This window comes from Halomonas stenophila, assembly GCF_014192275.1.
Taxonomy (GTDB): Bacteria; Pseudomonadota; Gammaproteobacteria; order Pseudomonadales; family Halomonadaceae; genus Halomonas; species Halomonas stenophila.
Map to the genome: position 1 here is coordinate 428,630 of NZ_JACHXR010000001.1, position 20,070 is coordinate 448,699.

Annotated in this window: 19 protein-coding genes; 18 read left to right on the forward strand and 1 reads right to left on the reverse strand. The window is 58.2% G+C overall.

The window, feature by feature from the left end; translation table 11 throughout:
* The first annotated feature begins 75 nt into the window (after positions 1 to 75).
* The 18 genes from FHR97_RS01905 (at position 76) to FHR97_RS01990 (ending at position 19,156) form a co-directional block, all read left to right on the forward strand.
* Positions 76 to 1,077, forward strand: a complete 1,002-nt coding sequence (locus FHR97_RS01905; protein ID WP_183382066.1) for a UDP-glucuronic acid decarboxylase family protein — start codon at positions 76 to 78, stop codon at positions 1,075 to 1,077.
* A gap of 199 nt (positions 1,078 to 1,276) precedes the next feature.
* Entirely contained in the window at positions 1,277 to 2,527 is a 1,251-nt protein-coding gene (locus FHR97_RS01910; RefSeq protein WP_183382067.1) for a glycosyltransferase family 61 protein, read from the forward strand.
* Positions 2,528 to 2,619: 92 nt separating this feature from the next.
* Positions 2,620 to 3,468: a glycosyltransferase gene (locus FHR97_RS01915; protein ID WP_183382068.1), complete on the forward strand. Its 849-nt coding sequence runs from the start codon at positions 2,620 to 2,622 to the stop codon at positions 3,466 to 3,468.
* 129 nt (positions 3,469 to 3,597) lie between these two features.
* Positions 3,598 to 4,665 carry a glycosyltransferase gene (locus tag FHR97_RS01920; RefSeq protein ID WP_246403739.1) on the forward strand — a complete coding sequence of 356 codons (1,068 nt, stop codon included), beginning with the start codon at positions 3,598 to 3,600 and terminating at the stop codon, positions 4,663 to 4,665.
* Positions 4,666 to 4,679: 14 nt separating this feature from the next.
* Positions 4,680 to 5,414 carry a hypothetical protein gene (locus tag FHR97_RS01925; protein ID WP_183382069.1) on the forward strand — a complete coding sequence of 245 codons (735 nt, stop codon included), beginning with the start codon at positions 4,680 to 4,682 and terminating at the stop codon, positions 5,412 to 5,414.
* A gap of 24 nt (positions 5,415 to 5,438) precedes the next feature.
* On the forward strand, positions 5,439 to 6,137 hold the full coding sequence (locus tag FHR97_RS01930) for a hypothetical protein (protein WP_221187639.1): 699 nt from the start codon (positions 5,439 to 5,441) through the stop codon (positions 6,135 to 6,137).
* A gap of 37 nt (positions 6,138 to 6,174) precedes the next feature.
* A complete protein-coding gene (locus tag FHR97_RS01935; RefSeq protein WP_183382071.1) occupies positions 6,175 to 6,627 on the forward strand; it encodes a hypothetical protein in 453 nt (150 codons plus the stop codon).
* Between the two features lie 223 nt (positions 6,628 to 6,850).
* Entirely contained in the window at positions 6,851 to 7,552 is a 702-nt protein-coding gene (locus FHR97_RS01940; RefSeq protein ID WP_183382072.1) for a sulfotransferase family 2 domain-containing protein, read from the forward strand.
* Between the two features lie 11 nt (positions 7,553 to 7,563).
* Positions 7,564 to 8,892, forward strand: coding sequence for a glycosyltransferase (locus tag FHR97_RS01945; RefSeq protein WP_183382073.1), 1,329 nt, complete (start codon positions 7,564 to 7,566; stop codon positions 8,890 to 8,892).
* A complete protein-coding gene (locus tag FHR97_RS01950) occupies positions 8,889 to 9,572 on the forward strand; it encodes a haloacid dehalogenase-like hydrolase (protein WP_183382074.1) in 684 nt (227 codons plus the stop codon). The genes FHR97_RS01945 and FHR97_RS01950 overlap by 4 nt, the downstream gene beginning before the upstream one ends.
* Positions 9,569 to 10,342, forward strand: coding sequence for a hypothetical protein (locus tag FHR97_RS01955; protein WP_183382075.1), 774 nt, complete (start codon positions 9,569 to 9,571; stop codon positions 10,340 to 10,342). The genes FHR97_RS01950 and FHR97_RS01955 overlap by 4 nt, the downstream gene beginning before the upstream one ends.
* Before the next feature lie 5 nt (positions 10,343 to 10,347).
* Positions 10,348 to 12,366, forward strand: coding sequence for an asparagine synthase (glutamine-hydrolyzing) (gene asnB / locus FHR97_RS01960; RefSeq protein WP_183382076.1), 2,019 nt, complete (start codon positions 10,348 to 10,350; stop codon positions 12,364 to 12,366).
* Between the two features lie 62 nt (positions 12,367 to 12,428).
* Complete coding sequence (locus FHR97_RS01965; protein WP_183382077.1) at positions 12,429 to 13,475, forward strand: EpsG family protein; 1,047 nt, start codon at positions 12,429 to 12,431, stop codon at positions 13,473 to 13,475.
* A 26-nt stretch (positions 13,476 to 13,501) separates the two neighbouring features.
* Positions 13,502 to 14,227, forward strand: coding sequence for a transglutaminase domain-containing protein (locus FHR97_RS01970; RefSeq protein WP_183382078.1), 726 nt, complete (start codon positions 13,502 to 13,504; stop codon positions 14,225 to 14,227).
* A 30-nt stretch (positions 14,228 to 14,257) separates the two neighbouring features.
* Complete coding sequence (locus tag FHR97_RS01975; RefSeq protein WP_183382079.1) at positions 14,258 to 15,421, forward strand: glycosyltransferase family 4 protein; 1,164 nt, start codon at positions 14,258 to 14,260, stop codon at positions 15,419 to 15,421.
* A gap of 95 nt (positions 15,422 to 15,516) precedes the next feature.
* A complete protein-coding gene (gene tviB / locus FHR97_RS01980; protein WP_183382080.1) occupies positions 15,517 to 16,794 on the forward strand; it encodes a Vi polysaccharide biosynthesis UDP-N-acetylglucosamine C-6 dehydrogenase TviB in 1,278 nt (425 codons plus the stop codon).
* A gap of 147 nt (positions 16,795 to 16,941) precedes the next feature.
* Entirely contained in the window at positions 16,942 to 17,964 is a 1,023-nt protein-coding gene (locus FHR97_RS01985; protein WP_183382081.1) for an NAD-dependent epimerase, read from the forward strand.
* Positions 17,965 to 18,148: 184 nt separating this feature from the next.
* Positions 18,149 to 19,156, forward strand: a complete 1,008-nt coding sequence (locus tag FHR97_RS01990; RefSeq protein ID WP_183382082.1) for an NAD-dependent epimerase — start codon at positions 18,149 to 18,151, stop codon at positions 19,154 to 19,156.
* Positions 19,157 to 19,224: 68 nt separating this feature from the next.
* On the opposite strand, the gene cysQ is transcribed toward FHR97_RS01990, so the two are convergent.
* Complete coding sequence (gene cysQ, locus FHR97_RS01995; RefSeq protein ID WP_183382083.1) at positions 19,225 to 19,998, reverse strand: 3'(2'),5'-bisphosphate nucleotidase CysQ; 774 nt, start codon at positions 19,996 to 19,998, stop codon at positions 19,225 to 19,227.
* Positions 19,999 to 20,070: the final 72 nt, after the last annotated feature.

Sequence of the window (20,070 nt, forward strand, 5' to 3'; positions counted from 1 at the left end):
GGTTCTCGCTGCAATACCCAGCATGAAAGTGAAAGTTTCCAGGCGGTCATTTCTGTCAAGCAGCAGGAGAGTACAATGATAAACACCATACTAGTGACCGGTGGGGCAGGGTTTCTGGGGTCGCACCTGTGTGAGCGGTTGTTGAACGAGGGAAATAATGTCATCTGTGTCGACAACTTTTCTACGGGTAGCAAGGATAATATATTGCATCTGCATGGCAATCCGAGATTCGAGATTATACGTCATGATATAAACCTGCCTTTATTTGTGGAGGTTGATCAGATATACAATCTCGCCTGTCCGGCAAGTCCGGTGCATTATCAACTCGATCCCGTGCAGACCATCAAGACCAACGTGCATGGCTCCATCAATCTACTGGGGCTGGCCAAGCGCACCAAGGCGAGGATTCTGCAGGCATCAACGAGCGAAGTGTATGGTGATCCGGACGTGCACCCTCAGCCCGAAACCTACTGTGGCATGGTCAATCCCATTGGACCAAGGAGTTGTTATGACGAGGGCAAACGTTGTGCCGAGTCCTTGTTCTTCGACTATCACCGCCAATATCAGATGGATATCAAGGTGGCGCGAATCTTCAATACATATGGGCCTCGCATGCACCCCGATGATGGGCGCGTGGTCAGCAACTTCATCATGCAGGCACTACAGAATAAGGATATCACAATATATGGAGACGGGCACCAGTCACGAAGCTTCTGCTATGTCGATGACCTGGTCGATGGCTTGATTCGGCTCATGAGTACCGAAAAGTTGGTCGGCCCCATCAACCTGGGCAATGATGGGGAGTTCTCGATGAAGGAGTTGGCGGAAAAAGTAATAAGGCTAACGGGCAGCAGAAGTCAGCTGAGCTATCATCCCTTGCCCATGGATGATCCAAGGCAACGTCGTCCGGATCTTCGGCAGTCCAAGGAGAAGCTTGGATGGAAGCCTAGTGTGGCACTGGAAGAGGGGTTGACTAGGACGATCGACTACTTTATTGGCTTGCTGGAACGTCATGGCAATACCGTGAATGTCAACGCGACGGTCAACATGCCGGAGTTCACTATCCAGGCAACCTGAAAATGATGCAAAAAGCGCCCAGGAAGCATGTACCGAGGTATATGAAAGTGACATGACAGGCATGGCTACAGGCTTGTCGAAAAACTCGGAATGCAACAGGTGACGGATTTCTATGCAGGTACTCTTCAGATCCACGTCGATCTTTTTGAGTCACCATGTGGATAACTCTACAAGGTTGCTTATGACGATAAAAATAGTAATGAAGCGTGTGGCCAGAAGCGTGATAAAGGCGCCCATGAAAAAAATCCCGATCCTTCTGGAGCATGCCTGCTTCGTCAGTCCGAAGAAATCCAGCTTCGCTGTGTGGTATAGCAACAAGGTCTCCGACCAAGGCGTTGCTTATTCAGATCATATCGCCGCAGGGGAAGTGGGAGGACCCCCTCCTATAGATTGGAGACGAAACAGCAAGGTCAAGTTTTCGGGTGTGTGTGTGTTGTCCTTCGCGAAGCTTTTGATGTGCCGCCCACTGGAGGTGCATGAGCGGCATCCGGATTCGCGAAAGGCCATTGTCTGTACCAGAAACTATCGACCACTGAAGTACCCCGGGTCGCAATCGTTATTGTTTTCCTTGACATTCATACGCAGAAATCTGAGGCATTGGCTGAAGGAAGACGGGAATGGCATCCTCCCGGGAAATGTGGCGCTACTGGGTAATAGCGTATTTGACAATGCCAATTACTATCACTTCTGGACTGATGTGATTGCAGATATCTGGTATATTAGACAGCATCTTCCCGAAAAAGACCTTCCGGATTATTATCTTGTTCCTCACTCGAACACGTCATGGCAGTGGGATGTTTTGAGCCTGTGTGGCATACAACAGTCGCAGGTGATTCCCTATTCCGGGAATGAAACTTTCTCGCTCGAGAAGTTGACAATACCGGTTCGAGACAAGGGGGCAATGAACTTGCCGTCTTGGCTGTGCCGCGCGATGCATGACATGTGTGAGTGGTCGCCCAGAGCGCAAAGGGGAGAGCGTCTGATCTTCGTTTCTCGTGCCGATGCCGGCCGTCGGCGCGTTGCCAACGAGGAAATCATCCGGGAGCGTTTACGTCAAAAGGGATTCGAAGTGCATACCCTGAACGGTTTGAGTGTCACGGAGCAACAGCAACTGTTCGCCTCGTCCGCCATTATCTGTGCGCCACACGGCGCCGCCTTGACTAACCTGGTGTGGTGTGGCCCCGGTACCGTCATCATCGATCTTCTCTCCGAGCGGCACTTGATTCCTTGTTTTCGTGAGTTGGCGGCGCAAAACCGGCTGTTTTATTACCCTGTTGCTTGCCAGCAGGTGGAGGGCGTCACCAGTGGCATAAAGGGCGATATAGTCGTGTCGCTTGCTCAGGCCGAGTCGATCTTGGATATCGTTGATCATCATAAGAAGAAATCTAGTGATCTAATGGAAGAGCAAGATGGCGATGTGCCGATAGGTAAGTCTACGCCCATCAGTTGAAAGATATTGACGATAAAAGGACAAGCGGACTCGAACCGGATGAGCCCTCATTCCCGACCAGGCTTAATGCTGAAAGAATCAGGAGCTGAATAATGGAAACCGGCCGCGTCATAGTGAGCTGCACTACGACAGCGCAGCGCCTGGGAATGCTGTTCTATGCCGTCGAGTCTATAAAGAAACAGCGGGTGCTGCCAAGCAGGATTCAGGTCAATATCTCCAGGGAGCCCTACCTGGGTGATACCGGAATCAAGGAGGTGTCCGACTGGCTTAACCATGAGCTGGTGGACGTGAAGTGGGTAGACAACATCGGGCCTTTTCGCAAGCTCCTTCCGGCTATCAATGGCTGTTCCGATAACGATCTGGTCGTCACCATGGATGACGATATCCTCTACCATCCTGAATGGCTGGGCAACCTGCTGAAAAGTGCCAGTACGCATTACGATTGCATCGTCTGTGCCAGGGCTCGTTACATGAAGCAGTCGTTGCTGGGAGGCTGGCAGAACTATTCGCACTGGCACCTGGCAAGCAAAGCCACGCGCGCCCTGAGCATGTTACCAACCGGAGGAGCGGGTGCGGTCTATAGACGCTCACTTCTGGATCTCGATTTTCTGAATGACCCGCGGTTTCTGGAGATATCACCAACAACGGATGATCTGTGGTTCAGGATGGCGAGCCTTAGAAAAGGCGTACCCGTCCATGTGGACCCGGAAATAGATGCAAAGAATATTTATCTTATTCATCATGACGGCCTTGGAAAAGTCAACTTTCCGGGAAGAAAGGGATCCTTCCTCAACAAGATTTACCAACGAACGGTAGGGTACTGCCGCGATACACTGGGTTTCGATTATTATGAAAATGACAGAGCATGGACACGGGTATATGACTACTCGAGGAACTGGAAGAGACCAATATCCGGCGGAAGCCAAGTGAAGAATGCCTGATATGACGAGTGGTCGAGCCGTTCCTTTGCAGCACTTACCGCTAGTTTCGTCTAACTCATATGCCCGGCCGATGACGGGCCGAGGTACTTCGGTAACCAGTAGGACCCGATTGTGAAAATTGCGATGCTGATGCCAGATCTGCGGGGCGGTGGGGTGGAACATATCCGGCTAGTGCTGGCGAAGGAGTTTGCCCGGCGAGGGCATCGCGTGGAATTCGTGCTGTTGCAAGCCAGAGGGGAGCTACTGGCCAAAGCAGAAGCCCTCTTTTCAGTGCATGATCTCGCCTGCGAACGTATCCGCTATCTGCCGCTGGCTCTGGCCCGCTATCTCAGACATCAACGCCCCGACGCGCTGATTGCCGCCATGTGGCCTTTGACGGTTATTGCTCCCGTGGCTCGTCTGCTGTCGGGTCACTCGTGCACGCTGATCGTATCGGAACATGCCATTCTGTCGGCACAGTATGCTGGCTGGGGAAGCATCCATCGGTTTTTGCTGAGAAGCAGTACGGCCATCGGCTATCGGCTTGCCGATGCCTGTATCGGGGTGTCGCGTGGGGTGGCTGACGACATGCAGAAACTCTCGCTCCAGCCAGCCGGTCTTTTTACGGTAGTGCATAATCCGATGCGCTCCCAGCGCTGTCCGTCAACCCGGCAGCTGGCAGAAGCCGAAGCGCTATGGGGGCAGGGGGGGCCACGCATTCTGACGGTCGGCTCCCTGAAGCCGGTCAAGAATCATGCCCTCCTGTTACATGCCTTCTCCAGGCTGGTGAACCACGCCTCGGCACGGTTGATGCTGCTGGGGCAGGGGCAGCAAGAGGCCAGCTTGCGGGCACTGGCTAGCGAGCTCGGTGTTGCTGGACGTGTTGTCTTTGTCGGATTTCAACCGGACCCCACTCCTTTTTATCATACCGCTGACCTCTTTGTTCTTTCGTCCGACCATGAGGGTTTCGGTAATGTCATCGTCGAAGCTTTGTCCTGTGGGACGCCCATCGTTTCGACGGCTTGCCCCTCTGGCCCAGCCGAAATATTGAACAATGGCGAGTACGGTTTCCTCGTGCCGGTGGGTGATGATGCAGCACTGGCTGACGCCATGGCGGCATCACTACAAGGTGAGCACCCGCGTGAGCGCCTGATCGCCAGGGCGGGCTGCTTTTCTCCCTCGGTGGCCGCAGACAAGTATCTCGAGCTGCTGAGTTGAAGGTGAAAGGCCTCATGTCTATTCAGGAAAGTTTTATCAGTCATGGCTCACATCCTTGGTTCGTGGAGTTTGTCGGCCCGGGGTGCAGTGGGAAAACTACCTTGCTGAAGTGTCTGAAAAGCCGTTATGGGGACGAGTTTTCCTATATTGGCGCTCCAGAGCTTACACGATTCTCCAGAGCCATGACGCGGCTTCGCGAGGTGCTGTGCAACAGGCGAGTGTTTAATGGCTATCATCTCGATGCGTCTTCCCGAGGGAGGCTGATAAAAGGATTTTCAACGGTCACGGGCGGGCTGGATTGGTATGCGAGATGCCGTGGTGGCATCTTTGTGGTGGATGAGGGACCTTTTCGTGTCCTGATGGATTACGCCGTCCAGGGGGAAATTCCATATCAGCTCTGGAGAAACTTCTGCATAAAGGCGCTGGAAGAGCTGGCACGCTACAGGATCCTGCTGATTGTTGTGCAGGCGGATCCAGCCGTTCGTGTCGAGCGCGGCAAGAAGCGCCGAGAAGCGTCCGGGAAGGCGGCGACAGAGGGCTATCCAGGCGCCGGCGCTGATGGGGCATCATCCCCACCGCGCCGGTTCTTCCGCGAGGAAGCCATTAGCCTGATTGAGACTGGAAAGTACAAGAACTTTCATATTGTCACACTGCTCAATGACAATGAAGCGGGGGAGGTGGCGTTGCGAGCGCGCCACCTCATCCATGATCGCACGGCCTGCACCAAGGGGCTCAAACCTGTTAACTGAACGCTTACACTTCGTGCCTTGGCTATGAGAGATTGTTATATCGAGATCATCGGGCCATCGGGCTCTGGAAAGACCGCACACTTGGCGGTCTTGAGTGAAGATTCTCGTTTTACTATCGATACGCGACATCATATCCGTCAGCATGTGTTTATACTGGTCAAGTCGATATGGGTCTGGCTGTTTTTACAGATAAAGTTTTTCCTACTTGATGCCCGGCTGATCATGTTCAAGCGGGTCTGTGTCTACCATGCGGCGTTAAAGACCTCATCGCTTGGCGAGAAGAGGGTCAAGCGTAACCAGCATCTGAAAATGGGACATCTGGTGGATGAGGGGGCTTTACATGTGTTGCTGATGCATAAATTCGCCTCGCTGAAGGAGAAGGCTGCATGGTCTTATTTTTCCAGAAAGCAGCTCTGCCAGCTTGTTGAAGACAAGAATGTGATCGTCTTTTTCCTCTCCGTGGATGAGGGGCTGCGACGTGAGAGACTGGAGCGTCGTAATGAAATAGAATCGGAAAGATTGCGTGTGGAGAATAATCTGCGGAGTCTAGCCTTCGGTCCCCTGGGGATCGAGTTTATCCGTTCCGTGACGTGTGATGGTGATGGTCGCTTGAAGGTTGTGGTTGTGGACAACAATGCTGAGGGTGGGATCGAGTCTAATGTCGAAGGAATAAGGGAAGCTTTTCTTGCGCACCGTGCTTATCCTGAACATCTTTCACAGTAAGGCGCTTGATCCAGACGCGTGATATAGCCGATTTCATATGCAAAATCCCCATGATATGAGCAGTTGTCTGAAGTCCACTTTGTTCATTACCTATGATGGCCTGCTTGACCCGCTGGGTGGTAGTCAAGTTATGCCTTATCTGTACCGAATTGCGAACCATCCACGTCAGTTGCATATCTTGAGTTTCGAGAAGGCGTACCGCTTCAGGAGTGGGGAAAGTGCGCTGCGGAAGGAGCTGAAAACACAAGGTATCGGGTGGACGCCACTGACCTTTACATCGCGAATGGGGAAACTGGGCAAAATGTGGGACCTGCTTCGAATGTATGCCACGGCACTCAGGATGCAGCGGCGCTATCGATTCGGTATCGCTCATTGTCACAGCTATCCGGCCATGCAGGTCGGCTGTTTCCTTCGAGGTTTCACGGAGGTGAAGACGATATTCGACATGCGGTGGCTATGGGTCGACGACAGGATTGAGGGGAACTTCTAGCCGCAGTACCGCTGGCTCTATCGCTATTAAAAGCGAGTGGAGAGGCACCTTGTGGAGTGTGCAGATGACCGGGACTGAATACCGAAGATTCTGCGCTTATTTATTGAATTCAGAGCTGTCCGCGTACGACATGTCATCCATAATTTTATTGGTAAATTCAGGTCCTAATAAGACCGGATGTTGTTTGTGTAATGGTGCATAAATGTTGACAGTCCAGGATAGGGTGCAGATCTGGTTGAAGCACTCGCAGTTTAGTATTGGTATGCCTGACTGGGTTTATCGTTACCTGTGGATGGGAGGCGATCCATTTATTGAGGGCTTTCATCGCTACCAATCTATCTTCATTCATATCCCAAAAGCGGCAGGAAGCAGTGTGGCCGATGCCTTATTCAAGGAGTCGGGAGGGCACCGCCCCATCCGTCGATATTTAGCTTATTCTCCCGATCTTGTGGACCATTATTTTACTTTTACATTCGTGCGCAACCCGTGGGACCGGTGTCATTCTGCTTATCATTATTTTGCATGCCGAGCTGGTTCGGACGCGCACAGAGATCATCGCTGGGCCAGTGCAGTGTTGTCTGGTATAAATTCATTCCGGGAGTTTGTTTTGCTTCTCAAGGATCTGGATTATGCAAAGAGGATAAAGCGTTATGATCATTTTCGGGATCAAGTGGACTGGTTGGTGGATCCGGTTGCTGACGATTTTATGGTAGATTTTATCGGGCGGTTTGAGGTGCTGGGAGAGGACTTTGAACATATAAAGAATAAAATGGGAGTTGATGTGGCATTGCCGCATCACAGGAAGGGAGGAGGTGGCTCATATCTGTTGGAATATGATGAAGAAATGAAGGAGATCGTGGGGTTTCTTTACTCGAGGGATATTGAAAGATTGGGTTATGTTTTTGAAGGGAGTTCGGGGGGTTGAGGCTATAGTCAATGGCTGCGATTTATGTTGTACCATTTTTAAAGGGGCTGAGTATGGAAAAGGGCGAAGGTGGATGTCGCATCTGGGCCCAAGTGAATCCGACGAGTCAATCCAGCAGTGCTTTATTTATTACCTATGACGGTTTGCTCGATCCGCTGGGTGGCAGTCAGATTCTGCCTTATCTGTACAGGATTTCTGATCATCCACGTCGATTGCATATCGTGAGTTTCGAGAAGGCGTATCGCTTCAGAAGTGGGGAAAGGGCGCTGCGCAAGGTACTGGAAGAACGAGGGATCGGGTGGACGCCACTGAAATTCACGTCGCGAATGGGGAAGCTGGGCAAGATGTGGGACCTGTTCCGAATGTACGCCACGGCACTCAGGCTGCAGCGACGCTATCGGTTCGGTATCGTTCATTGCCGCAGCTATCCGGCCATGCAGGTCGGCTGTTTCCTTCGTCGTTTCACGGCGGTGAAGACGATATTCGACATGCGGGGGCTGTGGGTCGACGACAGGGTGGAGGGGAACCTCTGGCCGCAGGACCGTTGGCTCTATCGATGGCTCTATCGCTACTACAAGCGCCTGGAGCGGCAGCTTCTGGAGTGTGCGGATGCTGTAGTGGTGCTGACCGACCGTGTAGTGCCAGAAATACGTCGCCTTGCGCCTGGCATGCATGCTCCCGTTGCGGTCATTCCCTGTTGTGCGGATTTCGATCATTTCTCCGGGATCTCCGCGTCGGAGAAACTGGTGGTGCGCGCCAGTATTGGTATTGACAAGGATGCACTGGTCATCTCCTATCTGGGGTCCCTGGGCACCGTCTACCTGCTTGACGATATGTTCCGGTTGTTCGAGACCGTGGCCAGGCAGCGCGACGACGCTCACCTGCTCCTGATCACGCGGGACTGGTCACCCCAGCATGACGCCTACCTGGGCCAGTCGAGCCTGGCCGAACTGCGGCATCGTATTCACGTCAGGTCTGCCGATCGTGACGAGGTCCCCAGGTTGCTCGGTGCCTCGGATCTCACTCTGAGCTTTCGACGGCCCACCTATTCCCAGATGGCATGCTCTCCCACAAAGCTGGCAGAGGCATTCGCCTTGGGTATCCCCGCGATCAGCAATGCCGGCGTCGGCGATATCGATGCGATTACCCGGGCACTGGATGCTGGCGCTGTGGTTGATCTGAACGACCCGAATGCCTTCGAAGCAGTCTCGAGGGAGCTGGACAGCATCCTCGCCAAAGGAGGTGAGCAGTTGCGACACCGTGCGCGAGAATGCCTTGGTCTGGAACGGGCGAAGCACGCCTATCGCAGTGTCTATGCCCAGATTGAGGGCTTGCCATGACCGGCCGGCCAGATCCCGAAGTCTACATTGTGGACGTATGCGGCACTCTGGTACTGGAGGACACCACGCTCGGGCTGCTGCGCCACCACTTTGCCAAGGATACCGAGCGGCCGCTGCGGGGCTGGCTCTTCGATACCGTGTGTAGTCGTCGCACCCTGCCGTGGTGGACCTTCGCGGTGGCGGAGAAGTTGACCGGGCAACATCTCCTGAAGCGTTTTGCCGTACGCCTGCTGGCCGGTGAGTGCCGGGAGGCGCTCGACGCGAGTGCGCATGAATATGCCAGGAAGTTATTGGCTGATCGGCGTATTGACCCTGTGTGGCAAGTGTTGGAGGAGCCGTTCGCGACAGGTCGCGTCGTGCTTGCCTCGGCCAGCCTGGATCCGGTGGTGGCGGCGTTGGCCTCCTTGACCGGTGCGCGCTATGTGGCCAGCACGCTCCAGCAGCATGACGGCATTCTTTCGGGATGCTACGAGACGGACCTGACAGGTCTCAAGCACCAGGCGCTGGTCGAGAAGTACGGCGAGGACCTGCTGGAGAGGCCGATCGGCGTGATGACCGACAATGCTTCGGATCGACGCCTGGTCGAGAGGGCCTCGGTGGCCTATATCGTGCTGCATAAAGCGGCACACCGAGACCGCTGGCAGGGGGTCGGGGCAAACTTTATCGAGATCGGCTCATGAAGCTGGTGTATCTCCTGCCATTCAGCTACTTCCTGGATACGCGTCTTCGCGAAGGCAGCATTGCCTTCCATCTGGTCTTCGAGTGGTTGGCCGCGGTGGTGCTCGTGGTGGTGTTTGGTGCGGCGGAGCCACTGCCGGCCCTGGCCATGGCGGGGCTTGCCTACCTGGCGTTCATCAGCCTGTACGAGATTGGCTACCTCGTGAACGACCTGTATGCGGCTCCACGGGAAGCGAGGGGGCGCAAGCGAGGGCCGCAGGGCACGACGCTCGGGTGGGGGCTGGCCTGGACGGGGAGTCGCCTCATGGTATTCGTGCTGGTCACGACATGGCTGGATTTCCTGGCGGTGCCGGCGTGGTGGTCGTTTTACCTGGCCCTGTCCCTCACCTTTGCCCTGCACAATGTCCTGCAGGACAAGGAACTCAAGGCAGCCACCTTCCTGTGGCTGGCATGGTTGCGATTCATGGCCCCGGTGATATTCGTGGTGGAAGACACCCAGCGACTCGGCATCGGGCTGGCGGCGGCGGTCTCTTATGTCGCCTTCCGCCTGCTGGGCTATCTGGACAGCAAGGGGCTTCTGCGTATGCCGGGCAGACAACGAGCTTCATTTCGGCTGTTTTTCTTCCTCATGCCCCTCATCGGCCTGCTGGCCCTCTGGCCCTATGCCGGCGCCGGGGGGTTCATGGTCCTGACAGGGTACTTTGCCGTGGCGGCGACAGTGGGCAGCCTGGCCGGGCCGGCCCTGTCACGTGTCTCACACTTGGGCAGGTAGGCGACATGTGTGGCTGCGCTGGTTTTCTGGCAGGGGGATCGTCGCCACTGGTTGAGCTACAGACGGCCGTCAGGGGGATGACCGACACTCTCTGGCATCGTGGCCCCGATGATGCGGGGGCTTGGGTCGATGGAGAGGCCAGCGTGGCGCTGGGGCACCGTCGACTCTCCATCCTCGATCTTTCGTCGGCGGGTCATCAGCCCATGCATTCCCTCTGCAGGCGTTATGTGATCGCCTTCAACGGCGAGATCTACAACCATCTGGAAATTCGTCAGAAGCTGAAAGCTGAAAGCTGGCAGACACCCCCGGTCTGGCGTGGACATTCGGATACCGAGACATTGCTGGCGGCTTTCAGCACCTGGGGGACCGAGCGCACGCTGCAGGTCGCGGTGGGGATGTTTGCCATTGCGCTGTGGGACAGGCAAACCCGAACCCTGACCCTGGCGCGAGATCGGTTCGGTGAAAAGCCGCTCTACTATGGCTTCGCTCGAGGCAAGCTCGGGCACAACGCGAACAAGGTCCACGGCAGCGGGCCGCTGCTATTCGGCTCCGAGCTCAAGGCGCTGATGGCCCACCCCGAGTGGCAGGGCACCCTGGCCACCGACGCCCTGGAAGGGTATCTGCGCTTCGGCTGTGTGGGCGGTGAGTCCAGCGTCTTCCAGGGCGTGGCCAAGCTGCCGCCGGGGTGCCTGGTGCAGGTGTCGCTTGCCGATGTGCTGGCCGGTGAACTGCCGGCCCCGGGGACCTGGTGGTCGGCGCAGCGGGCCGCCGGTGAGGCCATGCAAGCAGGGCGCCTCGAAGGGCCCGAGGCCGCCGTTTCTGCGGTAGGGCAGGCGCTGGGCCAATCGGTACGCCACCGTATGCTGGCGGATGTGCCGCTGGGGGCCTTCCTGTCAGGAGGTATCGACAGCTCGCTGATCGTGGCGCTGATGCAGCAACAGGCCGACCGGCCGGTGCGTACCTTTTCGGTAGGCTTCGATGATGCCCGCTACGATGAATCCACCCATGCCGAGGCGGTGGCGGCCCACCTGGGCACCGAGCACCTGACGTTGCAGGCCACTTCCAGAATGGCGGTCGACCTGGTGCCGAACCTGCCTGAGCTCTTCGACGAGCCGTTCGCCGACTCTTCCCAACTGCCCACAGCGCTGGTCGCTCGGCTGACCCGCGAGCACGTCACGGTGGCACTCTCCGGCGATGCTGGCGATGAACTGTTCGGCGGCTACAACCGCCACCTCTGGGTGCCGCGGATCTGGCACCAGCTCAAGCGTCTGCCGCTCCCTGCTCGGCGGGCCCTGGCGGTGACGCTCAGGGCGATTCCTTCGCACCGCTACGACCGGATGATGCAGCTGGGGGGCCGGCTGCTGCCGAGCCAGCTGCGCTTGCGCACCTTCGGTGAGAAGCTGCACAAGCTGGCGGCGGTACTGGCCAGCCCAGGCGAGAGGGCACTGTTCGCCGGGGTGGCCGCGATGAACCACCAGCCCGCTGCGCTGCTGGGCGGGCAAGGGCCAGGGAGGGTGCCGGAAGCCTTGTTCCCGGCTCTCCAGCAGTTCACCGGCGTGGAGTGGATGCTGCTGATGGATACGCTCCACTACATGGTCGACGACGTGCTGGTGAAGGTGGACCGCGCCAGCATGGCCAGCAGCCTGGAGGTCCGCGTGCCCTTCCTGGACCCCGACGTATTCCACACCGCCTGGCGCATTCCCGCCGAGATCAAGCTGCGCAACGGCCAGGGCAAGTGGGTACTGCGCCAGTTGCTCTACCGCCATGTGCCCCGCGAGCTGATCGAACGGCCCAAGATGGGCTTCGCTGTGCCTCTGGATGCCTGGCTGCGGGGCCCGCTCAGGCCATGGGCCGAGGATCTCCTTGCCTCCGCCAGCTTGAAGGATCTCCCCCTGCTCGATACCCGCCAGGTTCGGTCGCTATGGCGGGCCCATCTGAGGGGCCAGGGGCACCACGCCCAGCAGCTCTGGGCAGTGCTGCAGTTACTGGCCTGGCAGAGACGGTGGAAGCCCAGTCTGCCTTGACCCATGACGCTGAGTACTGCACTCACCGTACCTCTCCTTTCATAAGCGCATAGGCGGTTGCCATGCTGCCTTACTGGATTCTCTTCCTGATACCTGCCATGGGGGTGCTGGCGCCATACCGGCTGACCCCCGCCTCTCGTCCCGTGATGTGGTGGTTGGTCGGCAGCCTGTTTGCCCTGGCCATTGGTCTGCGCTTCGAGGTGGGGGGCGACTGGGGGGCGTATCTCGCTCATCTGGATCGCACCTCGGCCATGACGCTCCTGGAAGTGTTGATGCGTGAGGATCCGGGCTATTACCTGCTCAACTGGCTGGCGGTGAAGCTGGGCGGCAATATCCATTGGGTGAATCTGGCCTGTGGTGCCATCGTGATGACCGGGGTAGTGGCCTTTGCTCGCCACCAGCCGCTGCCCTGGCTGGCCCTGATGGTGGCGGTGCCTTACCTGATCATCGTGGTGGCCATGGGCTACACACGCCAGGCGGCGGCGCTGGGATTCGTGCTGCTGGGACTGGTGGCACTCTCCGATGGCAGGATTCGTCTCTTCGTGGTCTGGGTGCTGATCGGTGCGGCTTTCCACCGGTCCGCGGTGCTGATGCTGCCGGTGGCGGGGCTGGCGGCCAGCCAGAGCCGGCTCAACTCCCTGGTCTGGGCGGCGGCGGCCACGCTGATCGGCGGTTATTTGTTCCTGTTCGAATCCGCCGATGAGCTCTGGACCAATTATGTCGTGGCCGATTACCAGTCCGAGGGTGGGCTGATTCGCGTACTGATGAATGCCGTACCGGCAGCGCTCTTTTTCGCGTTGCAGCGATACCTGCGACTCAATGAAGAGGAACGGCGTCTGTGGTGGTGGCTCTCGGTGCTGGCCCTCGCCTGCATTCCGCTGGTGGTGATGTCCTCGACCGCCACCGACCGTGTTGCCCTTTACCTGATCCCTCTGCAGATCTTCGTGTTCTCAAGACTTCCGCTGATTTGTCAGGACTCACGCTGGTCGACGCTGATTGTGATAAGCGTGGTGATCTACTACGCGGCAGTCATGAACGTATGGTTATTCTTTGCACACCATGCTCAAGCTTGGCTGCCTTATCAAATTGCCTGGTTTTCAATGCATTGAATGATTATGGCTTCGAGATAAATCTGATGAAGGTGAAAACTAAATTTTTCGGGGTATTGGTTGTATTGCCGGTACTATTCTCCATGTACTTGTTTTTGACACAGGTGGATAGCGATATAACTCGGGAAGATACGCAAGCCATTGGGCAAGTGTTGGGCCCCCTTTTTGACAGGTCGGAATACGGAAATCTGACATTCCCGGAAGAGGTCGATTTCATACGTCAGGTGCAGGAGGCTGTGCTCGGCAACGTGCCTGTCAATTCCGGGATCCCGCATGGAATGCCACGAGAGCCCCAGGATCTGCTGGCGAGAGGTAAAGGGCTTTGCTTCGATCGTAGTCGCTTTATCGAAAAAGCGCTTCGCCTACACGGATTCGAAACACGTCATGTTGCTATTTACTCAACATCCGAAACCAGCTCTGCGATCGAGTCCCTGTTGACTCCACAAGTCCGCTCGCATGCTGTAACCGAAGTGTTGACTTCACTTGGCTGGCTGGTGGTTGACTCTAATGAGCCATGGATATCTCTCGACAAGAGGTATCAGCCGTTATCGATAGATCAGATCTCGGAACTGGGCAGCTCTGGCATAGAGGAGGTTCTGATGTCACAACCTGAAACCTCGATCTATGCGGGTGGTTTCACTTTTGTGTACGGGCTGTATTCAAGACACGGCATGTTCTATCCGCCTTATGATCGTGTGCCAGATATCAATGTTTCTGAGTTTGGTCAAAACATTTCGCGCCTATTTGATTAGGAGGCGAATCCGCTACTGACGGGGCACTTCATGAAAGGCAATGATGTCGTAGTGTTTGTGGCCAACTCCTCCTGGTATCTCTATAACTTCCGCCGCGGCACGATTGTGGCGCTGCGCGGGGCAGGTTACCGGGTGGTAGCGCTGGCGCCGGAGGATGAGTACTCCCGCTACCTGGTGGAGGAACTGGGTATCGTGCACCTGCCGCTGCCCATGGAGGGCAAGGGTACCCGGCTGCTGGGCGAAGGCAGAAGCCTACTGGCACTGGCCTATATGCTGCAGCGGTTGAAGCCGGCCTTCGTATTCAATTTCACGGTGAAGGCTAACATCTATTCCGGTCTGGCCTGTCGGATGTTGGGCATTCCCTATGCCAACAACGTCTCCGGGCTGGGTACCGCCTTTCTGCATGATAGCTGGCTGTTCCGCCGTGTGCGTTCGGTGTATGGCGTTGCGAATCGTGGTGCACGGCGGGTGTTTTTCCAGAATCAGGAAGACCATGACCTGTTCCTGAGCCATGGCCTGCTCCAGGAAACTCCCACCACCGTACTGCCGGGGTCCGGCATGGATACCACCCGTTTTACTTTCTCGCCGCTGCCGCCCCCCGCCCCCTTTACCTTCGTGTTGATCGGCCGCCTGCTGGGCGACAAGGGCGTACGCGAGTACGTGCAGGCGGCGGGGGAGGTGCGTGCGGCCCACCCCGATAGTCGATTCTTGCTGATCGGCCCCCATGGGACCAGCAACTGTACCGCGATCACCCATGCCGAGGTGCAGCGCTGGCAGGCCGCAGGCGTGGTCGAGGTCCTGGGTCAGCAGCGCGATGTGCGGCCCTTCATCCAGCAGGCACATGTGCTGGTGCTGCCTTCCTATCGTGAAGGGATGCCCCGCACCGTGCTGGAAGCCGCTGCCATGGGGCGGCCCTCCATCGTCTCCGATGTTCCGGGCTGCCGCCAGTCAATCGTGGCCGGTCGGACCGGTTGGTTTTGCGATGTAAAGAGTGTTGATTCGTTGACCCAGTGCATGAGGCGGTGCATGGCCCTGCCCCAGGCGGAACTGCAGGCGGCAGGCAAAGCGGCGCGTGCGCGAATCGAGGCGGAGTTCGATGAGCGCATCGTCGTGGAGGCAGCATTCGATTGCCTTCGCGACGTCAGGACAGGGCACGGCGAGGTTCTTTCCTGGTTACCGACGCACAGGGAGTGACGCGATGACCATGGGGCTTGGCCACTCGATGCCTGAGGGGGCTGAGTGGCGACCGGGTCATCGGAATGGCCATCCGTAACGCAAGGGGTGAGACGATGCTGACGATTGATGAGGTGCGGCTGGGCGTCATCGGCCTGGGGTATGTCGGGCTACCGCTGGCGGTGGAGTTCGGCAAGGTGTTGCCCACCGTGGGCTTCGATATCGACACCCGGCGGGTGAACGAGTTGATCGATCATGTCGACCACACCCTGGAAGTGGATGCGACCCAGCTGGCCGAGGCCTGGCAGCTGAGCTTCTCGAGCGATGCCGAGGCTCTGCGCCGCTGCAATGTCTATATCGTTACCGTACCGACGCCCATCGACGCGAGCCGTTGCCCGGATCTCTCGCTCTTGATCACGGCCAGTCAAACCGTGGGGAGGGTGGTGCAGCCGGGAGACGTGGTGATCTATGAATCGACCGTGTTTCCTGGCGCCACCGAGATGTACTGCATCCCTGTGATCGAACGTGTCTCTGGCCTGGCCTTCAACCAGGACTTCTTCGCGGGTTATAGCCCCGAGCGTATCAATCCCGGTGATAAGGAGCATCGGGTCACCTCCATCCGGAAGGTGACCTCGGGTTCCACGCCGGAGGTGGCCGATTTCGTGGATTCTCTCTATCGTCTGGTCATTACCGCTGGCACCCACAAGGCCAGTTCCATCCAGGTCGCGGAGGCGGCCAAGGTGATCGAGAATACGCAACGAGACCTCAATATCGCCCTGATGAACGAGCTGGCGGTGATTTTCAACCGGCTCGGCCTCGATACCGAGGAGATACTGGAAGCGGCAGGGAGTAAATGGAATTTCCTGCCGTTCCGGCCCGGCCTGGTAGGCGGGCACTGTATCGGCGTGGACCCCTACTACCTGACTCATCGTGCACAGCAGGTGGGGTACCATCCCGAGGTGATCCTCTCGGGGCGGCGCATCAATGATGGGATGGGGGCCTATGTGGCCAACCAACTGGTCAAGCAGATGGTCAAGCGTCGCCTGCAGGTTCAGGATGCGCGGGTGCTGGTGATGGGGCTGACCTTCAAGGAAAACTGTCCCGATCTGCGCAACACTCGGGTGGTGGATATCCTCAGTGAACTTTCCGACTACAACGTGATGGTCGATGTCTATGACCCTCAAGTGAACAAGGCCGAAGCCGAAAGGGTATATGGCATTCGTCTGGTAGAGCGTCCCGAAGCCCATGCCTATGATGCCATCATTCTGGCGGTCGCCCACCGGGAGTTCCGCGAGCTCAGGGCCGAGGTCATCCATGGTTGGGGGAAAGCCGAGCATGTGCTCTATGACCTCAAGTTCGTGCTGCCCAGGCGGGACGTGGATTTGAGGCTTTGAGCCAAGGAGCAAGGGGAGACAGTATGTGCAGCCCTCAGCCCTCAGCCCTCAGCCCTCAGCCCTCAGCCCTCAGCCCTCAGCCCTCAGCCCTCAGCCCTCAGCCCTCAGCCCTCAGCCCTCAGCCCTTGCCCTCCGATCGGAGATACCATGAAGATCCTTGTCACCGGCAATGCCGGCTTTATCGGTTTTCACGTGGTCAAGTGCCTGCTGGAGCGGGGCGACAGCGTGGTCGGTGTCGATGTGGTCAACGATTACTACGATCCGACGATAAAGGAGGCGCGCCTCAGGATTCTGGAGGAGACCTCGGCGCGTACCGGCAGCGCCTATGTGTTTCTGCGGCAGGACCTGGCCGATCAGCAGGGAGTGGACGATGCCTTCCGTGAGCACCGCCCCGAACGCGTCATCCACCTGGCCGCCCAGGCCGGGGTGCGCTACTCGCTGGAGAACCCCCACGCCTATGTGCAGAGCAACGTGGTGGCCTTCACCAACATCCTGGAGGCCTGCCGGCATCACCGGGTGAAGCACCTGACCTACGCCAGCACCAGCAGCGTGTACGGGGCCAACACCAGGATGCCGTTCTCGGAGCACGAGAGCGTCAACCATCCGCTGCAGTTCTACGCTGCCACCAAGAAAGCCAACGAGCTGATGGCGCACAGCTACAGCCACTTGTTTGGCCTGCCCACCACGGGACTGCGCTTCTTCACCGTGTATGGCCCCTGGGGGCGTCCGGACATGGCGCTGTTTCTGTTCACCAGGGCCATTCTGGCCGGCGAGTCAATCCAGGTGTTCAACTACGGGAACCATACCCGCGACTTCACCTACATCGATGACATCGTCGAGGGGGTGATCCGTACCAGCGACGATGTGGCCCGGCCCAACCTGGCGTGGGACAGCGACAGCCCCGATCCGGCCACTAGCAACGCGCCGTATCGCCTCTTCAACATCGGTAACAACGATCCAGTGCATCTCTCCGAGTACATAGAAGCGATCGAGGAAGCGCTGGGCAGGAAGGCCATCAGGGAAAGGCTGCCGTTGCAGCCGGGTGACGTGCCTGCCACCTACGCCGACTGCACTGAGCTGGAGAAGGCGGTGGGCTACAAGCCTGCCACGCCGGTGAGAGAGGGCGTGGCCAACTTTGTGGCTTGGTATCGAGAGTTTTATCGGGTGTAGCTGGTCCTTTCGGGACTGTTGCTGTGCGTCGTCTTCGTGGATGATGGGGCGATGCAACCCACGCTGACAGGGATGCGTCAGGATTCAGTGGCTACCTGGGGGCGGGGGTGGCATGCTGGATGCTTTTAAAAACAAAATTGGAAACATTAAAATCATGCAGGGATAGCAAAGGGCACGGGGAACCATGAAACTCTTGATCACCGGGGTAGCGGGCTTTATCGGCCATGCCGTCGCCAAGCGGCTGTCGGGGCAGGGCCACGAGATCCTGGGCATCGACAACCTGAACGAATACTACGATGTCTCGCTCAAGCAGGCGCGACTGGACGACCTGGCCGCGTGCGAGGATGTTCGCTTCCTGAAGCTGGACCTGGCCGACCGGGAAGGCATGGCCGCGCTGTTCGCCGAGCAGCGCTTCGACCGGGTGATCCACCTGGCCGCCCAGGCCGGAGTGCGCTACTCGCTGGAGAATCCGCATGTCTATGCGGACAGCAACCTGCTGGGGCACCTGAACGTGCTGGAAGGGTGCCGACAGCAGGGCGTGGAGCACTTGGTCTACGCCTCGTCCAGCTCGGTCTACGGGATGAACGACAAGACCCCGTTCGCGACCTCCGACAGCGTGGATCACCCCGTCAGCCTGTATGCGGCCACCAAGAAGGCCAACGAGCTGATGGCGCATACCTATTCGCACCTCTATGGCATTCCCGCTACCGGGCTGCGTTTCTTCACGGTGTACGGGCCCTGGGGCCGGCCGGACATGGCGATGTTCAAGTTCACCCGGGCGATCCTCGCGGGTGAACCGCTGCAGGTGTTCAACCATGGCGAGATGTCGCGGGACTTCACCTACATCGACGATATCGCCGAGGGGGTGGTGCGCACCCTGGCGGTGATTCCCGCAGCCGATCCGGAGTGGCGGGCCTCCCACGGCGGGCCGGACAGCAGCAGTGCCCCCTATGCGCTCTACAACATCGGCCATGGCAGTCCGGTGGGGCTGATGGACTTCATTCGGGCCGTGGAAGCCGCCACCGGCAAGGAGGCGATCTGCGATTATCAGCCGATGCAGCCGGGGGATGTGCCACGCACCTGGGCGGATACCGAGGCCCTGTTCGCCGCCACCGGCTATCGGCCGCGGGTCAAGGTCGAGGAGGGCGCTCGGCGGTTCGTGGAGTGGTACCGTGGGTATTATGGGGTGTAAGGGAGGAGCGCTCCCACAGAGTATTTCAATCGCAACCCGGCATATCGCCGGGTTGCGTCGTTTCTGGCTCAGGCTTTCGAGCCCCAGACGATGAAGTGGGGGTTGAGATGCTCGCTGGGCGTGGCGTAGCTGAGCGGCTCGCCTTCCCGGGTCTCGACGCGACCACCGGCCTGCTCGACCACCGCCTGGGCGGCGCCGGTGTCCCACAGGCAGGTGGGGCCGAGGCGGGGGTAGACATCCGCCGCGCCTTCGGCGATCAGGCAGAGCTTCAGCGAACTGCCCATGGGCACCATGTCGTGGCTGCCCAACTGCTCCAGCCACTCGGCCAGGTCGGGGCTGGGGTGGGAGCGGCTGCCCACCACCCGCCAGCTGGCGCCTTCGGCCGGCCGGCCGGCCACGCGGATCGGCTGACGCTCCCCGCTGCCGTCCACCTTGAAGGCGCCCATGCCCTCGGCGGCGAGATACGACACCTCCAGCGCCGGGGCGACGACCACGCCGAGCACCGGGGTGCCGTTTTCGATCAGTGCGATGTTCACCGTGAACTCGCCATTGCGCTTGATGAACTCCTTGGTGCCGTCCAGCGGGTCGACCAGCCAGTAACGGCCGTCGGCGTCCGCCCCGGCGAAGCCTCCGGTGTTCTCCTCGGAGAGCACCGGAATGTCGTCCGGCAAGGCTTCCAGACCCCTGACGATGACCTCATGGGCGGCCTTGTCGGCCTCGGTCAGCGGGCTCTTGTCTTCCTTGTCTTCGACCGTGAAGTCACGCGCGTAGACTTGCATGATCGCCTGGCCGGCTTCGAGGGCGACGGTGTGGGTGCTATCCAGGAGTGTTGGTAAATCCATCTGTTGAGTTCCTTTCCAGGTGTTAAAGCTTGAAGCCGGAAGCTGGAAGAAACCCCAAGGCAGCGAGCTGAG

What these genes read in the sequence shown, in the direction of transcription:
- FHR97_RS01905 (WP_183382066.1), top strand. Translation starts at nt 76, where the DNA reads ATGATAAACACCATACTAGTGACCGGTGGGGCAGGGTTTCTGGGGTCG.
- FHR97_RS01910 (WP_183382067.1), top strand. Translation starts at nt 1,277, where the DNA reads ATGAAGCGTGTGGCCAGAAGCGTGATAAAGGCGCCCATGAAAAAAATC.
- FHR97_RS01915 (WP_183382068.1), top strand. Translation starts at nt 2,620, where the DNA reads ATGGAAACCGGCCGCGTCATAGTGAGCTGCACTACGACAGCGCAGCGC.
- FHR97_RS01920 (WP_246403739.1), top strand. Translation starts at nt 3,598, where the DNA reads ATGCCAGATCTGCGGGGCGGTGGGGTGGAACATATCCGGCTAGTGCTG.
- FHR97_RS01925 (WP_183382069.1), top strand. Translation starts at nt 4,680, where the DNA reads ATGTCTATTCAGGAAAGTTTTATCAGTCATGGCTCACATCCTTGGTTC.
- FHR97_RS01930 (WP_221187639.1), top strand. Translation starts at nt 5,439, where the DNA reads ATGAGAGATTGTTATATCGAGATCATCGGGCCATCGGGCTCTGGAAAG.
- FHR97_RS01935 (WP_183382071.1), top strand. Translation starts at nt 6,175, where the DNA reads ATGCAAAATCCCCATGATATGAGCAGTTGTCTGAAGTCCACTTTGTTC.
- FHR97_RS01945 (WP_183382073.1), top strand. Translation starts at nt 7,564, where the DNA reads ATGGCTGCGATTTATGTTGTACCATTTTTAAAGGGGCTGAGTATGGAA.
- FHR97_RS01950 (WP_183382074.1), top strand. Translation starts at nt 8,889, where the DNA reads ATGACCGGCCGGCCAGATCCCGAAGTCTACATTGTGGACGTATGCGGC.
- FHR97_RS01955 (WP_183382075.1), top strand. Translation starts at nt 9,569, where the DNA reads ATGAAGCTGGTGTATCTCCTGCCATTCAGCTACTTCCTGGATACGCGT.
- asnB (WP_183382076.1), top strand. Translation starts at nt 10,348, where the DNA reads ATGTGTGGCTGCGCTGGTTTTCTGGCAGGGGGATCGTCGCCACTGGTT.
- FHR97_RS01965 (WP_183382077.1), top strand. Translation starts at nt 12,429, where the DNA reads ATGCTGCCTTACTGGATTCTCTTCCTGATACCTGCCATGGGGGTGCTG.
- FHR97_RS01970 (WP_183382078.1), top strand. Translation starts at nt 13,502, where the DNA reads ATGAAGGTGAAAACTAAATTTTTCGGGGTATTGGTTGTATTGCCGGTA.
- FHR97_RS01975 (WP_183382079.1), top strand. Translation starts at nt 14,258, where the DNA reads ATGAAAGGCAATGATGTCGTAGTGTTTGTGGCCAACTCCTCCTGGTAT.
- tviB (WP_183382080.1), top strand. Translation starts at nt 15,517, where the DNA reads ATGCTGACGATTGATGAGGTGCGGCTGGGCGTCATCGGCCTGGGGTAT.
- FHR97_RS01985 (WP_183382081.1), top strand. Translation starts at nt 16,942, where the DNA reads ATGAAGATCCTTGTCACCGGCAATGCCGGCTTTATCGGTTTTCACGTG.
- FHR97_RS01990 (WP_183382082.1), top strand. Translation starts at nt 18,149, where the DNA reads ATGAAACTCTTGATCACCGGGGTAGCGGGCTTTATCGGCCATGCCGTC.
- cysQ (WP_183382083.1), bottom strand. Translation starts at nt 19,998, where the DNA reads ATGGATTTACCAACACTCCTGGATAGCACCCACACCGTCGCCCTCGAA.